The organism is Cellulosimicrobium sp. TH-20, assembly GCF_002105775.1.
Lineage (GTDB): Bacteria > Actinomycetota > Actinomycetes > Actinomycetales > Cellulomonadaceae > Cellulosimicrobium > Cellulosimicrobium funkei.
In genome coordinates, this window is sequence record NZ_CP020857.1 from 2,709,771 (window position 1) to 2,723,456 (window position 13,686).

General features: G+C 75.0%; 13 protein-coding genes. 8 read left to right on the plus strand and 5 right to left on the minus strand.

Going from position 1 to position 13,686, the window contains the following annotated elements:
- Nucleotides 1-311: 311 nt before the first annotated feature.
- Entirely contained in the window at nucleotides 312-4,097 is a 3,786-nt protein-coding gene (locus B8281_RS11945; RefSeq protein WP_157446622.1) for a PQQ-dependent sugar dehydrogenase, read from the plus strand.
- Between the two features lie 147 nt (nucleotides 4,098-4,244).
- On the opposite strand, the gene B8281_RS11950 is transcribed toward B8281_RS11945, so the two are convergent.
- The 3 genes from B8281_RS11950 to B8281_RS11960 are packed head-to-tail and all read right to left on the minus strand — an operon-like array spanning nucleotide 4,245 to nucleotide 6,272.
- On the minus strand, nucleotides 4,245-4,868 hold the full coding sequence (locus B8281_RS11950) for a DUF3618 domain-containing protein (RefSeq protein WP_034654612.1): 624 nt from the start codon (nucleotides 4,866-4,868) through the stop codon (nucleotides 4,245-4,247).
- Nucleotides 4,865-5,371, minus strand: coding sequence for a phage holin family protein (locus tag B8281_RS11955; protein ID WP_081600158.1), 507 nt, complete (start codon nucleotides 5,369-5,371; stop codon nucleotides 4,865-4,867). Before B8281_RS11955 ends, B8281_RS11950 begins: the two co-directional genes overlap by 4 nt.
- Nucleotides 5,355-6,272 carry a hypothetical protein gene (locus B8281_RS11960; RefSeq protein ID WP_051028327.1) on the minus strand — a complete coding sequence of 306 codons (918 nt, stop codon included), beginning with the start codon at nucleotides 6,270-6,272 and terminating at the stop codon, nucleotides 5,355-5,357. The genes B8281_RS11955 and B8281_RS11960 overlap by 17 nt, the downstream gene beginning before the upstream one ends.
- A 271-nt stretch (nucleotides 6,273-6,543) precedes the next feature.
- Here B8281_RS11960 and B8281_RS11965 point away from each other — a divergent pair, with 271 nt between their 5' ends.
- The 4 genes from B8281_RS11965 (at nucleotide 6,544) to B8281_RS11980 (ending at nucleotide 9,185) form a co-directional block, all read left to right on the plus strand.
- Nucleotides 6,544-6,801 (plus strand): hypothetical protein, encoded by a 258-nt coding sequence (locus tag B8281_RS11965; protein WP_034654615.1) that lies wholly within the window; start codon nucleotides 6,544-6,546, stop codon nucleotides 6,799-6,801.
- Nucleotides 6,802-6,917: 116 nt separating this feature from the next.
- Complete coding sequence (locus B8281_RS11970) at nucleotides 6,918-8,120, plus strand: iron-containing redox enzyme family protein (protein ID WP_085387832.1); 1,203 nt, start codon at nucleotides 6,918-6,920, stop codon at nucleotides 8,118-8,120.
- On the plus strand, nucleotides 8,113-8,895 hold the full coding sequence (locus B8281_RS11975) for a glycosyltransferase (protein ID WP_085387833.1): 783 nt from the start codon (nucleotides 8,113-8,115) through the stop codon (nucleotides 8,893-8,895). The genes B8281_RS11970 and B8281_RS11975 overlap by 8 nt, the downstream gene beginning before the upstream one ends.
- Entirely contained in the window at nucleotides 8,892-9,185 is a 294-nt protein-coding gene (locus tag B8281_RS11980; RefSeq protein ID WP_051028329.1) for a CDGSH iron-sulfur domain-containing protein, read from the plus strand. Before B8281_RS11975 ends, B8281_RS11980 begins: the two co-directional genes overlap by 4 nt.
- On the opposite strand, the gene B8281_RS11985 is transcribed toward B8281_RS11980, so the two are convergent.
- Together B8281_RS11985 and B8281_RS11990 are read right to left on the minus strand one after the other, a co-directional pair.
- A complete protein-coding gene (locus B8281_RS11985; protein WP_137280603.1) occupies nucleotides 9,119-9,961 on the minus strand; it encodes an SDR family oxidoreductase in 843 nt (280 codons plus the stop codon). The two genes, B8281_RS11980 and B8281_RS11985, sit on opposite strands and share 67 nt — an antisense overlap.
- Nucleotides 9,958-10,554 carry a DUF2231 domain-containing protein gene (locus tag B8281_RS11990; protein ID WP_051876724.1) on the minus strand — a complete coding sequence of 199 codons (597 nt, stop codon included), beginning with the start codon at nucleotides 10,552-10,554 and terminating at the stop codon, nucleotides 9,958-9,960. Before B8281_RS11990 ends, B8281_RS11985 begins: the two co-directional genes overlap by 4 nt.
- A 384-nt stretch (nucleotides 10,555-10,938) precedes the next feature.
- On the opposite strand from B8281_RS11990, the gene B8281_RS11995 reads away from it, so the two are divergent.
- The 3 genes from B8281_RS11995 to B8281_RS12005 are packed head-to-tail and all read left to right on the plus strand — an operon-like array spanning nucleotide 10,939 to nucleotide 13,661.
- Complete coding sequence (locus B8281_RS11995; RefSeq protein WP_076405000.1) at nucleotides 10,939-11,820, plus strand: manganese catalase family protein; 882 nt, start codon at nucleotides 10,939-10,941, stop codon at nucleotides 11,818-11,820.
- A gap of 15 nt (nucleotides 11,821-11,835) precedes the next feature.
- Nucleotides 11,836-12,309, plus strand: coding sequence for a DUF4383 domain-containing protein (locus B8281_RS12000; RefSeq protein ID WP_021483047.1), 474 nt, complete (start codon nucleotides 11,836-11,838; stop codon nucleotides 12,307-12,309).
- Nucleotides 12,306-13,661, plus strand: coding sequence for a cytochrome P450 (locus tag B8281_RS12005; protein ID WP_157446623.1), 1,356 nt, complete (start codon nucleotides 12,306-12,308; stop codon nucleotides 13,659-13,661). The genes B8281_RS12000 and B8281_RS12005 overlap by 4 nt, the downstream gene beginning before the upstream one ends.
- Nucleotides 13,662-13,686 lie beyond the last annotated feature (25 nt).

A 13,686-nucleotide genomic window follows, 5' to 3' on the forward strand; every position in this document is an offset into this window, starting at 1 on the left:
GCGGATGCCCACCGTGAGGGCCCGCCCGGCGACCCGCCGGGAACAGCGACCTTGTGGTCGGTTTTCGTGAGGGGTCCGGCCCAACTTTTCGTCTCAGTATTTCAACTTCTGACTTGGCATCAGCGAAAGTCGCGCTTAGGGTCGAACGCAGCGCGGGGCCAGGACGGCGCCGCGCAGGCCCCGGTCCCCGGGGCCGTCCACCCATCCGGGTCGACCGATCAGCGGCGATCGTCGAGCAGCGGCACCGAGCACAGGTGCCGCGCTGCTGGTCGGGGACCACGGGCTCCTCGATCCACGTCAAGGAGGACGTTGTGCACAGACCATCCACGAGCCGACGCAGGCTCGCCCGAGGTGCCGCGGCGGCGCTGTCCGCCGCGTTGCTCGTCCCGCTCGCGATGAGCGGGGCGAGCGCGCACCCCGGCCACGGCGGAGACGAGAGCGAGACCGCCGCCGAGGCCGCGCAGGACGACGCGGCACTCGACTGGAACAACTACGAGAAGGTCCTGCTGAGCAAGGACACCGGTGAGCCGATCGACCTCGCCGTGCTGCCCGACTCGCGGGTCCTGCACACCGCGCGCGACGGCGTCGTCCGTCTCACCGACACCGCGACCGGGCGGACGACGCAGATCGCGAAGCTCGACGTCTACGCCAACTCCGAGGACGGGCTGCAGGGCATCTCCCTGGACCCGGACTTCGAGGAGAACGGGTTCGTCTACCTCGTGTACGCGCCCCGCGTCATGGAGGGCACCTCGCCCACCGGGGTCGAGTACCCCGAGACGACGCCGCAGGGCAGCGCGCCGAACTCGCTCCCCGCGGGCGAGGACGAGAGCTACTGGGACCGGTGGCTGGGCTACAACCAGCTCTCGCGGTTCACGTGGGACGCGGAGAGCAGCACGCTCGACCTGGACAGCGAGCGCGCGATCCTCAAGGTCGACGCGCAGCGCGGCCAGTGCTGCCACGTCGGCGCCGACATGGCGTGGGACGCGGAGGGCAACCTCTTCCTGTCCACGGGCGACAACACCCCGGCCGGCGCCCCCGGCGCCGACGGGTACGCCCCGAACAACAACGCGCCCGGCATGAACCCCGGGTTCGACGACCGCCGCAGCGCGGGCAACACGAACGACCTGCGCGGCGCGATCCTGCGGATCAACCCGATCGAGGACATCGCCCCCGGCACCGAGGTCGGGCCCGGCACCACGTACACGATCCCCGAGGGCAACCTCTTCGACGACCCGCAGTACGAGGGCTCCGAGGACCTGGTGCGCGAGGAGATCTACGTGATGGGGGTGCGCAACCCCTTCCGGATCGACTACGACCTCGAGTCCGGCGCGCTCGTCTGGGGCGACTACGGCCCCGACGCGGCGAACGCCAACCCCGACCGCGGCCCCATGGGCTACGTCGAGTGGCAGCTCACGACCGAGCCGATGAACGGCGGCTGGCCCTACTGCCACGGCCCCAACGCGAACTACAACGAGTGGGACTTCGCGACGGGCACGCCCGGCGAGTGGTTCGACTGCGAGGCCGGCGCGAAGAACAACTCCACGTGGAACACCGGTCTGGACGTCGTGCCGCCGGCCACGGCGCCGCAGGTCTACTACGGCGACCGCCCCGGCGACCAGCCGGAGCTGCTCGACCCGCTGGTCGAGCTGGGCGGCGGCGGCCAGGCGCCCATGGGCGGCCCGATCTTCCGCTCCGCCGACTACCCCGACGCGCCGGGCAAGTTCCCCGCGTACTGGGACGGCAAGCCGTTCATGGCAGAGTTCTCCCAGGACTACGTCGTCGCGTTCACGCTCGACGAGCTCTCGTCGGCCGGTGAGGTCACCGCGGTCGAGGACTTCCTGCCCAACGCGCACCTGGAGACGGTGAACCAGCCGATCTGGGACAACGTCATGGACATGGAGTTCGGTCCGGACGGGTCCATGTACGTCCTGGAGTACGGTGACGGCTTCTTCCGCCAGAACCCGGACGCCGGGCTGTACCGCATCACCTACGGGTCGGAGAACAAGACCCCGCGCGCGGCGATCTCGGCCACCCCGGTGTCGGGCAGCGACGCGCCGCTCGAGGTGACGTTCGACGCCTCGGCGACGACGGACGCCGAGACCCCGAACGAGGGCCTGACCTTCGACTGGGACTTCGACGCCGACGGCGAGTACGACGCCCAGGGCGAGACGGTGACGCACACGTTCACCGAGCGCGGCCGGTTCGCCGTGCAGCTGCGCGTCACGGACCCGGAGGGCAACTTCGGCCTCGCGATCCAGCAGGTCACCGTCGGCAACACCGCCCCGGAGATCACGCTGAGCCAGCCGGACGGCGCGGTCTTCGACTGGGGCGACGCCGTCCCGTACACCGTCTCGGTGCAGGACGCCGAGGACGGCGACGAGCCGGTGTGCACCAACATCCAGTACACGTTCGGTCTCGGCCACAACGAGCACGCCCACCCCGAGGTGAGCGGGCGCGCCGCGGTGACCGACGACGGCTGCGGCTTCACGATCCAGACGAGCCCCGACGCCGTCGAGCACGGCGAGGGCGAGAAGATCTTCGGCACGCTCGTCGTGACCTACACGGACAAGGCCCAGGGTGACGTCCCCGCCATCACCGGCGAGGCCACGCACATCCTCAAGCCGCAGGCGCAGCAGGCCGAGTGGTACGACGCGGCCGAGGGCGTCGAGGTCGTCGAGGACCCGGCGGCGAACGCCGGCCGCTACGTCACCTCGTTCGACGAGGGCGACTCGTTCACCTACCGGCCGCTCGCGCTCGTCCACGCCCCGACGGGCGAGGCCGTCGACGAGGTCACCGTCCGCGGCAGCGGCGAGGGCACCGTCACGCTGAGCTGGCAGGGTGCGGGGGCCGAGTCCTCCGAGCCGCTGGCCGACTTCGCCTTCACGGGCGAGGGCTGGCAGGACGTCACGCAGACGCTGAGCAGCGTGCCCGAGGGCACCGGCTCGGTCGTCGTGACGACCACCGGCGGCGTGGACGTCGACGCGGTGACGTTCGCCGTGGGCGAGGGCAGCACCGAGCCGGTCGTCGTGCCGGCCGAGCAGGTGTCCATCCAGATGTTCTCGCTCATCCCGTGGGTCAACGAGGCGGGCCTCCCGGCCGTTCTCGAGCGCCTGTCGGAGATCGGCTTCAAGAACATCGAGCCCTTCGGCGGCAACTTCTCCGGCTACACCGCCGAGGAGTTCCGTGCGCTGGCCGACTCCTACGGCCTGAGCGTGAAGTCGTCGCACTACAACGTCGACGAGGCCACGTTCGACGCGACCCTGGACTACGTGGGGACGCTCGGCCAGGAGTACGTCGGCTCGGGCGGCTGGCCCGCACCGGGGATCGGCACCTACGAGAACACGCTCGCGACGGCCGAGGCCATGAACCGGCTCGGGGAGCGGGCGGTCGACGCCGGCTTCACGAAGTTCTTCGGCCACAACCACGACGGCGAGTTCCGCACGACGTACGAGCACGAGGGGGAGACGCTCTCGGCCTGGGAGATCCTGGTCCGCGAGACGAACCCCGAGTACGTGACGTTCCAGCTCGACGTCGCGTGGGCCGCCCACGCGGGCGTCGACGTCCCGGCGCTCATCGAGCAGTACGGCGACCGGATCGAGCTGCTCCACGTCAAGGACGCCACGGGTCTGAACGCGGGCGGCCGCCCGTCGTTCACCAACCTGGGCGAGGGCGAGGTGCCGCTCCAGGAGATCCTCACGGCGGCGCAGGAGGCCGGCGTCGCGTACTACGTCCTCGAGTGGGACCAGGCACCCGACGGCGAGGACTTCGCGGCCCACGGCTTCGAGTACCTCACCGGCGTCCCCGCCGGCGAGGCCGGGCCCGACGTCACGGCGACCGCGCAGGCGCGCTGCCTCGCGGGCAAGACCTACGTCGCGGTCCGTGCCCTCAACGAGGACGACGTGCCGCTCACGGTGACGCTCGAGACGCCGTACGGCACGAAGACGGTCGAGAACGTCGCCCCGGGCGCGAACGCCTACCAGTCGTTCGCGGTCCGCTCCGGCGAGGTCGAGGCCGGCTCCGCCACGGTCACCGCCACCGACGCCGAGGGGAGGACGGCCACGGTCACGGCCGAGCACGACGCGCTGTCGTGCGGCTGACACCGGCCTGACGCGCAGGAGCGCCGGGTGAGGCGGACGTCCGACGCCGCCTCACCCGGCGCTCGCGCGTCCGGGCACCGACCCGCTCCGGACGCACGGCGGCCCGGGTGACGCACGCGTCACCCGGGCCGCCGTCGTGCGGGCCTGTCAGCCCTCCTTCACCTGGTCGCGGACGTCCGCCGCGGCCTCCTTGCCGTGCTGCCCCACGGACTGCGCGGCGTCCTTCGCGGCGTCGCGGACGGCCTCGGCGCCCTCCTTCGCGGGCTCCTTGAGGTCCTGCACGACCTCCTGCGCCGTGGACTTCACGTCCTCGACGAGCGGGGCCGCCTTCTCCTTGACCCCGACGGCGGCGCGCTGCTCGGCGCGGCTCGACGGGAGGAGGGAGGCGACGACGAGGCCCACGCCGAAGGCCACGAGGCCGACGGCGAGCGGGTTGCCCTGCGTCTGCTCGCGCACCGCCCGCGGGGCGGAGCCCACGGTGTCGGCGACCGAGGACGCCGTGCTGCGCGCCGAGTCGGCGACCGACGAGGCCGCCTCGCGCCCGCGCTCGGCGACGCCGTGCGACGTGTCCCGGGCCGAGCCGACCGTGTCGTGCGCGCTGCCCATGACGCGGTCCTTGACGCTCGTCACGCCCGACCGCACGCGGTCCACCTGGCGGCGCGCCACGTTGCCGGGCTTGACCTTCTCCCCGAGGGCGTCGACGTCGCGGCTCAGCTCGGTCCGCGTGCGCTCGATGTCCGCCCGGATCTCCTCCGGATCGCTGGTGCTCATGAGTTCTTCTCCTCGTGTCCTCGGACGGCGTTCGGGATCTTCTTGAGGGTGTCCGTGGTCTCGGGCATGCCCTCGACCGTGCGCAGCTCCTTGCGTCCGCGCGCCGCGAGCACCGCGGCGACGATCGCCCAGAGCACCGCGACGACGACGGCCGACCAGCCCCGGCCCATGACGGCGCCGAGCGCCCACCACAGCGCCACGGAGAGGAACAGCAGGACCATGTGGCCCGCCACCCCGGCGCCGGCGAGCATCCCGGCGCCCTTCCCGGCGCGCTGCGCGGACTGCTTGGCCTCCGCCTTGGCGAGCTCGACCTCCTGGCGCATGAGGGTCGACAGGTCGCGGCTCACCTCGGCGACGAGCTCGCCGAGGCTCTGCTGCTCGGCCTGCTGGTCCGCCGACGTCGGCACGGGCTGCGGCGTGGCCGCGAGACCCGGGTCGGGGCCGCTGCCCGTCGTGTGTCGGCCGGTGCCCGCCGCGGCGAACGGGTCAGGGGTGTACGACATCGGGGCCACCTCCCGGCCGGGCGCCCGAGCCGGGCGTCGTGGGCGGGTACGACGGCGCCGGGGGAGCGCCCTCGGCCGACGTCGCGACGTCGGGGTCGTGCGCCAGGCGGTCGTTCGCGAGGCCCGGGTACGCGCCCGCCGTGCCGATGTCCGGCGCGCCCGTCGTGCCCGTGCCGCCGGTCGTGCCCGGCACGCCGGTGGTCCCGGGCGTGCCGGTCCCGCCGACCGTCCCGGTGCTCCCGGTCGTCGAGCCGGTGGTCGTGCCCGTGCCCGTGGTCGTGCCGAGCGGTGCGGCGTGCGCACCGCGCGTCGCGGACGACGTCGACCCGGTGCCGCCGCTCTGCGCGCGGTCGGAGCCGGTGTCCGGCGCGTCCTTCATCCCGCGCACGAGACGCCCGACCAGCAGGCCGGCGCCGGCGGCGAGGAGGAGGAACGTCCCCGGACGGCGCCGCGCGAAGTCCTCGACCTCGTGCAGCACCGACGCGGGCTCGCGGTCCTCGAACCACTGCGCCACCTGCCCGGTGGCGTCCCCGGCGCGTCGCACGAGGTCGGTCGCGTAGCCCGGGTCCTCGGTGCCGTCCGCCATCTGGCGGAGCTCGTCACCGAGGGACCGCAGCCCGCCCGCGAGGCGCTCCTGCTGCGTGCGCGCCTGGTCGCTGAGCTCCGTCCTCGTCTGGTCGACCAGGCCGCGGGCGCGGTCCGTGGCCTCGTGCGCGACGTCGCGCGCCTTCTCCTTCGCGTCCTGCGCGACCTCGCGGCCGGCGTCGCCCGCGTGGGACGCGGCCTCGCTCGCGCGCTGCTTCACCCCGGACGCGGCGCCGCCGCCGTCCCCGGTGCCCTGCGCCGTCCCGACACCCGGCGAACCGGGTCCCGAGCCGTACGGCACGTTCGTCTCGCTCATGGTCGGACTCCCGTCGTCGTCGCCGCTCGTGCGGCGTGACTGAAGACGGAGCGGTAGCCGTGCCGGGCTCTCGCTCCGCCGGTACGGCCACCTCCTGGACCACCTCCCACGCTAGGCGCGGGCCGCGCGCACACAACTGGAACGAGGGGTCGCCCGCAGGTTGCGAGCGAGCGGGGCCTTGCGACCGTGGGAGGAGGTCCAGCAGCCGGCCGCCCCCGCCGGGCCGGGCCCGGCAGCACGACCGCGCCCCCGGGCGCAGGAGGTTTCGACCATGGCCACAGGAGAGACCGGGTTCGACGACGTCACGTTCGACCTCATCTCGGTGCAGTACCACTCGCTCAAGGCCGGGCACGACTACGGCCAGTACGTGCGCGACGCCCGGAACGCGGGCAAGGAGGAGATCGCCGCGTTCTTCGAGAAGGTGATGGCGGAGGACTCCGAGCGGGCCCAGCAGTGCCACCGCTTCCTCGCCGACCTGACCCAGGACGGCACGTCCGCGACGTCCCCGCAGGGCTCCCAGCAGGGCTGATGCACCGTCGGCCGCCCGCTCGGGAGCCGGTTCGGCTCGCGAGTCGGGCGGTCCGTGGGGAGCATGGCGGTGGCGTCGAGCAGGGGCGCCGTCCGCGCGAGCGTCAGGAACCCGTGATGACCTCCACCGCCCTCCCCGCCCACGTCCCCACCGCCGGGTCGGCGACCACGACCGGTCCGGCGGACGGGCCCGCGCCCGGAGCCTCGCCGGCACCGGGGTCGGGCCGCCTGCCGCGGCCCCGTCCGCGGGGCCCGCTGAGCGCCGCGCTCCTCGCCGCGCTCGTCGAGCCCCCCGGTGCGGCCGACCGCCTGCGCCCGGTCGAGGACGCGGTCGGGCCGGCGCTCGACGCCGCGGCCGGGACGATCCTGCGCGACGAGGACGTCCAGCTCACGCTCACCCTGCTCTACGAGCTCCACTACCGCGGGGTCGAGGGCGTCGACGACGACTGGGAGTGGGACCCGGCGCTGCTCGCTGTGCGGGCACGTCTGGAGGCCCCGTTCGAGGCCGCGGTGCGCGAGCGCGCGGGTCAGCCGGCGTGCGACGCGACCGACGCGGCGGGCGTCGCGCGACGGCTGTTCGAGCTCGCGGCGGCCGACGACGGCCCGAGCCTGTCGCGGTACGTCGCCAAGCGCGCCGACGCCGGGCAGGCGCGCGAGCTCCTCGCGCTGAAGTCCCTCTACCAGCTCAAGGAGGCCGACCCGCACACGTGGGCGGTCCCGCGGCTCGCGGGCGTGCCGAAGGCGGCGCTCGTGGAGATCCAGGCGGACGAGTACGGCGGCGGTCGGCCCGGCCGCATGCACGCCGAGCTGTTCGCGCAGGCGATGCGCGGCGTCGGGCTCGACGACACGTACGGCCGCTACGTCGACGCCGTGCCCGCGGTCGTGCTCGCGGCCCTGAACACGATGTCGCTCTTCGGCCTGCACCGGCGCCTGCGGGGCGCGATCGTCGGCCACCTCGCCGCGTTCGAGATGACGTCGTCGGTGCCGAGCCGCCTGTACGGCAACGGCTTCCGCCGCCTCGGGCACGACGCGGACACCACCTGGTACTTCGACGAGCACGTCGAGGCGGACGCGGTGCACGAGCAGATCGCGGCGCGCGACCTCGCGGGGCGCCTCGTCGAGCAGGAGCCCGCGCTGCGCGACGACGTCCTGCTCGGCGCGGCCGCGTGCCTGGCCGTGGAGGGCGACGTGGCCGCCCACGCGCTCGAGCGCTGGCAGCAGGGCGCGTCGGCGCTGCGCGAGCCGCTCGCACCCGCCGTCGAGCCGCAGCCGGGCACCGGCCCCGCCGCGGCGCAGGAGGGCGACGCGCCGCGTGGCTGACGTGACCTACGTGCTGCCGCTGCGCCGCGAGCAGCCCGACGAGCCGGCGACGGCCGAGCTGTCCGCGTACCTGCACGACCTCGCGCGCCACGTCGAGGTCGTCGTGGCGGACGGGTCGCCCGGTCCCGTCCGCGAGCGCCACGCCGCCGCGTGGGGCGGCGCGGCGCGCACCGTCGCCGTCGGCCCGCCGCCCCCGGGCTGCAACGGGAAGGTGGTCGGCGTCCTCGCCGCCCTGGCCGCGACGACCGCACCGCGCGTCGTGGTGGCGGACGACGACGTGCGCTGGGACGCCGCGACGCTCGACCGGGCGCTCGCGGCGCTCGACGACGCCGACGCCGTCGTGCCGCAGAACGTGTTCGACCCGCTGCCGTGGCACGCGCGCTGGGACACCGCGCGCTCGCTCGTGAACCGCGCGCTCGGTCACGACTGGGCCGGCACGGTGGTGCTGCGGCGCGACGCGCTCGGCCCCGCCGGGTACGACGCCCGCGTGCTGTCCGAGAACCTCGAGCTGGAGCGCACCGTGCGCGCCCGCGGCGGGACGGTCGCGCACCGTCCCGACCTCCTCGTGGCCCGGCGCCCGCCGTCGACGCGGAAGTTCGTCGAGCAGCGCGTGCGCCAGGCGTACGACTCGTTCGCCCAGCCCGTGCGGCTCGTCGCGGAGCTCGCGCTCGCCCCGCTCCTCGCCGCGTGCGTCGTCGGCGTGGTGCGGCGCCGCGGGGCCGCGCACCCGACGGCCGCGCTGCGCGGCGCGACGACGCGGGCGGTGGCCGCATGACGGGCGCCGGGGGTGCGTCGCGCGAGGAGTCCCGGGCGGGGTCGCGGGCGGAGGAGGTCACCGTCACGGCGTGCCCGGACGGGCCGCTCCTCGTGCGCGGTCCCGCGCGGCTCGTCGACCAGCAGGGTCGTGAGATCGAGCGGCACCGCGCGACGGTCGCCCTGTGCCGCTGCGGCGGCACGGCCATCCCCCCGTGGTGCGACGGGACGCACAAGGTGAACGGCTACCGCAGCGGCGAGCCCGACGACGGGGCGCGCGGGACCGCCAGCGACGGCGGGACGGGCGCGTAGAACCAGCCGTGGAACGCGGCGCGCGCCGGCTGGGGCAGGACGCGGGCGACCGCCAGCATGGCCTTGCCCTGGAGACCGTGGACGACCTCGGGCCGGCCGTGGACGAGCGCGTCCACGGCCTGCCGTGCCACGGCGGCGGCGCTCGGCTTCGGCAGGCGCCCCACGTGCGTGCGCTCCATGCCGGCCTCCCGGAAGAACGGCGTCCGGGTGGGCCCGGGCAGGAGCGCGGTGACCGTCACGCCCGTGCCGGCGAGCTCGCCGCGCAACGACCACGCGAACGACCGCAGGAACGCCTTCGACGCCGCGTAGGTCGCGAAGTGCGGCGCCGGCATCTCGCCGGCGACGGACGCCGTGACGAGCAGCCGCCCGTGCCCCTCGGCGAGGAGGTCAGGCAGCAGCAGGTGCGTCAGGTGCGCGACCGAGCGCACGTTGAGGTCCACGAGCCGCAGCTGCGCCTCGAGCGGGGTGCGGGCGTACGCGCCGTGCACCCCGACGCCCGCGTTGAGGACGACGGTCGAGACGCCGAGCTCGCGCGCCCGCCGGGCGGTGGCCTCGACGCCGCGCGGCGTCGTGAGGTCGACCGTGAGGCCCTCGTGCGTCCCGCCGTGCGCGGCCAGCTCGCCCACGGTGACGTCGACGTCGCGGTCCGCCACGACCAGGACGTCGTGGCCCCGCCGGGCGAGCTCGTGCGCGAGCGCGCGGCCGATGCCGCTCGTCGCACCCGTCACGAGCGCGTTCGCGCGGTCCCGCACGACCGCCGGGGGACGCGGCGTCACGGGAGGTCCGGGACGTCGTCGTCGCCGAGCGCGACCTCGGCGGGCGGCTCGCGCAGCGCCTGGGCCAGGTGGCCGCCGAGGAACGCGCTCGCCCCGGCGAGCCCGTAGGCGACGAGCGACACCGCGACGCCCGACCGGCGCCGGCCGCCGCGGCGCAGCAGCCACGACGCGCCGTAGAGCAGCGAGACGCCGGAGTTGAGCGCGGCGTGCACCGCGCCGACGCGTCGCGCGCGGCGGTCGACGTCGAGGTAGTCGGCGAGGCCCGTGAGCGCGGTCGGCGCGACCGCGAGGACACCGAGCCCGACGAGGCGCTGCGCCGCGGGCGCGCTGCGCTCGCCCCCGACGAGGTCGAGCACGGCGGCGCTGGTCCAGAGACCGACGGGCACGTCGGTGAGGGTCGCGTGCAGGGCGTGGCCGAGCGAGCGGCCGTGCAGCTCCTCGCGCAGCCGTCCGTGCGAGGGGACGAGGGCGAGCGCGACGCCGCGCACGGTGCCGGAGAGCCCGTCGAGCGCGGGCGAGTCCTCGAGCCGCCGGGCGAGGCGCAGGAGGACGGGGGAGTCGTCGTGGACGGCGGTGCCGGGGGCGTCGGGCATGGTGGCTCCTCAGGTCTCGTCGAGCTCCCGTTCTCGAAGCTGCGTCGACCGTAGGCACGTTCGCGCGCGCTCGCGCGCGTGGGCCCGGACGCACGTCGCCCTCGTCCCGGCGGGCCCGGACGAGGGCGGTTCGCCGCGGGGCAGGCGTGCGGCGGTCTTCTTCACCGGCTGCCCCGCGACGGGCACCACGCTAGGGGCTCGGCTCCCGCGGCGGCGTTCCCCGCCGGGGGTGAAATCCGGCGTGTCGCGTCTCGGCGGCCCCCAGATGCGACCGGCGGCGGACGGCCACAGGGTGGGAGGACGCTCGACGCGTCGAGAACGGGGCGCGTGCCGTGGTCCTCCGCGCACGCTCGTGCGGGGAGGCGACCTCCCGAGGGAGAGAACATGTTCTTCCACCGTCAAGAGCTCCAGCACCAGGCCACGCCGGACCGCCCGGACGCCGTCTACGCCCGCAAGCTCCAGGAGGTGCTGGGCGGGCAGTACGGCGAGATCACCGTGGCCATGCAGTACGGCTTCCAGTCCTGGAACGCCCACATCCCCGGCAAGTACCGCGACCTGCTCTACGGCATCGGTGCCGAGGAGTTCGGGCACGTCGAGATGCTCGCGACGATGATCGCGCAGCTCCTCGAGAAGGCGCCCGTCGGCGCCGTCGAGGGAGCGGTCCAGAACGACCCGACCGTGGCGGCGATCATCGGCGGCACGGACCCGCAGCACGCGATCGTCGCGGGGGCCGGTGCACGGCCCGTCGACTCGAACGGCAACCCCTGGTCGGCCGGGTACGTGACCGCGAGCGGGAACCTGCTCGCCGACTTCACGGCCAACGCCAACGCCGAGATGCAGGGCCGCGTGCAGGTGGCGCGGCTCTACCACATGACCGACGACGCGGGGGTGAAGGACCTGCTGGCGTTCCTGCTCGCGCGCGACACGATGCACCAGAACCAGTGGCTCGCGGCGGCGCAGGAGCTGCGCGACGAGGGCGTCGAGGAGCTGCCGGTGCCCAGCACGTTCCCGCTGTCGAAGGAGGACCGCGACGTGTCCTACCAGTACATCAACTTCTCCGACGGCGAGCACGCGTCCGAGGGGCGCTGGGCGAGCGGCCCGACCCCCGACGGCAAGGGCGAGTTCACGTACGTCGCCGAGCCGCCCGCGGGCGTCCCGATGCCGCCGCCCACGACGCCGGACGAGCGCTTCCACGGCACGACCGGGAAGCCCTCGACGCTCGAGAAGGCGAAGGGTGCCGTCAAGGACGCCCTGCACAAGGACTGAGAGGGGGAGACCGACATGACCGCCGCATCCGCACCACGGGACGCCGCGCGGGCCGACCGCCCGGCGCGGGGCGTGCACCAGTACCTGGCGCTCGTCATCGGGATCGTCTACCTGCTGGTGGGCGTCGTCGGGTTCGCCGTCACGGGGTTCGACGGGTGGACCGTGCACGACCACTCGCAGACCCTGCTGGTCTTCGCGATCAACCCGCTGCACAACGTCGTCCACCTCGTCATCGGCCTCCTCGGCGTGCTGCTGTGGAGCCGGTCGTCGAGCGCCAGGACGTACGGCTGGATCCTCGCGATCGGCTACGGGGCCGCGTTCGTCTACGGGCTGGTCGTCGTGAACGACCCGGAGGCGAACGTCCTCAACATCAACGGCGCGGACAACGTGCTGCACGCGGTGAGCGCGGCCGCGGGCCTCGCCATCGCGCTGTGGCCGGCGCGCCGGGAGACCGGTCCCGCGACGCCGACCACGAGGACGGCCGCGTGACGGACACCCCGGTCGACCTGACGGCGAGCGAGACCGGGCGCGTCCTGCGGGACGTGCTCGGTCCGCTCGTCGCCCAGGGCGCCATCGTGCGGCGTCCCCGCGCGACCGCCTGGGCGGAGCGACGCCAGGTCGACCGCACGTCGCGCCGGGTCCTCGAGCGGCTGCGCGCCCGGTACGACGGCGCGCCGCTCGTCGTGCGCCTCGGGGGCCGGCGGCTCGTGCTCGCCACGCGGCCCGAGCACGTCGAGCGCATCCTGGCGGGCTCGCCCGAGCCCTTCACGCCGGCGTCCTGGGAGAAGCGGGGCGCGCTCGCCCACTTCCAGCCGGACGGCGTGCTGATCTCGCCGCTCCCGGAGCGGCTGGTGCGCCGCCCGTACAACGAGGCGGTGCTCGACATGTCCGAGCCCGTGCACCGCGACGGGGACGCGTTCGTCGCCGCGGTCGAGCGCGAGACCCGCGCGCTCGTCGCGACCGTCGACGCGTCGGGCCGGCTCGACTGGGACACGTTCGCCGCGTCGTGGTGGCGCACCGTGCGGACGGTCGTCCTCGGCCGGGCGGCGCGCGACGACGAGCGCCTCGTCGCGATCCTCGACGCGATGCGGCGCGACGGGAACTGGTCGTGGTTCCGGCCGCGCCGGCCCTGGCTCCGCGCCGCCCTCGAACGGCGGATCGCCGAGCACGTGGCCGTCGCCGAGCCGGGGACCCTCGCGGCGCGCGGCCGCGACGCGGGCGGGGCGGACGCCGTGCGCCGGCAGATCCCGCACTGGCTCTTCGCGTTCGACGCGGCGGGCGCCGCGACGTTCCGCGCGCTCGCGGTCGCCGCGGCGCGGCCCGCCGTGCGCGACCGGCTGCTCGCGGAGCCGGCGACCGCCGGGGACGGTCCGGCCGTCCTCCCGTACGCCCGCGGGTGCGTGCTCGAGTCCGTCCGGCTGTGGCCGACGACGCTCGCGATCCTGCGCGACGCGACCGCCCCCGTGCGCTGGGGCGCGCGCACCTTCCCGGCGGGCACCGGGTTCGTCGTGCTCAGCGCGTTCTTCCACCGGGACGCGGACCGCCTGCCGTTCGCCGACGCGTTCACGCCCGAGGCGTGGCTCGACGGCCGGGCCGACGCCGACTGGGGCCTCGTCCCGTTCAGCGGCGGTCCCGTGTCGTGCCCCGGCCGCAACGTCGTGCTGCTCCTGGCGTCGCACACGCTCGCGCGCGTCGTGCGCCTCGACCTGGCCGTCGCGCGCGGCCGCTACCTCGCCCAGGACCCGCTCCCGCCGACGATGGACCACCTCGGTCTGCGGTTCGGGCTGCGCGGCGAGACCGCCCGTCGGGAGGGCGAGCTCGCCACGAGCGCGGCCGCCTAGGCACCGCCCGGACGGCACGAGGGCC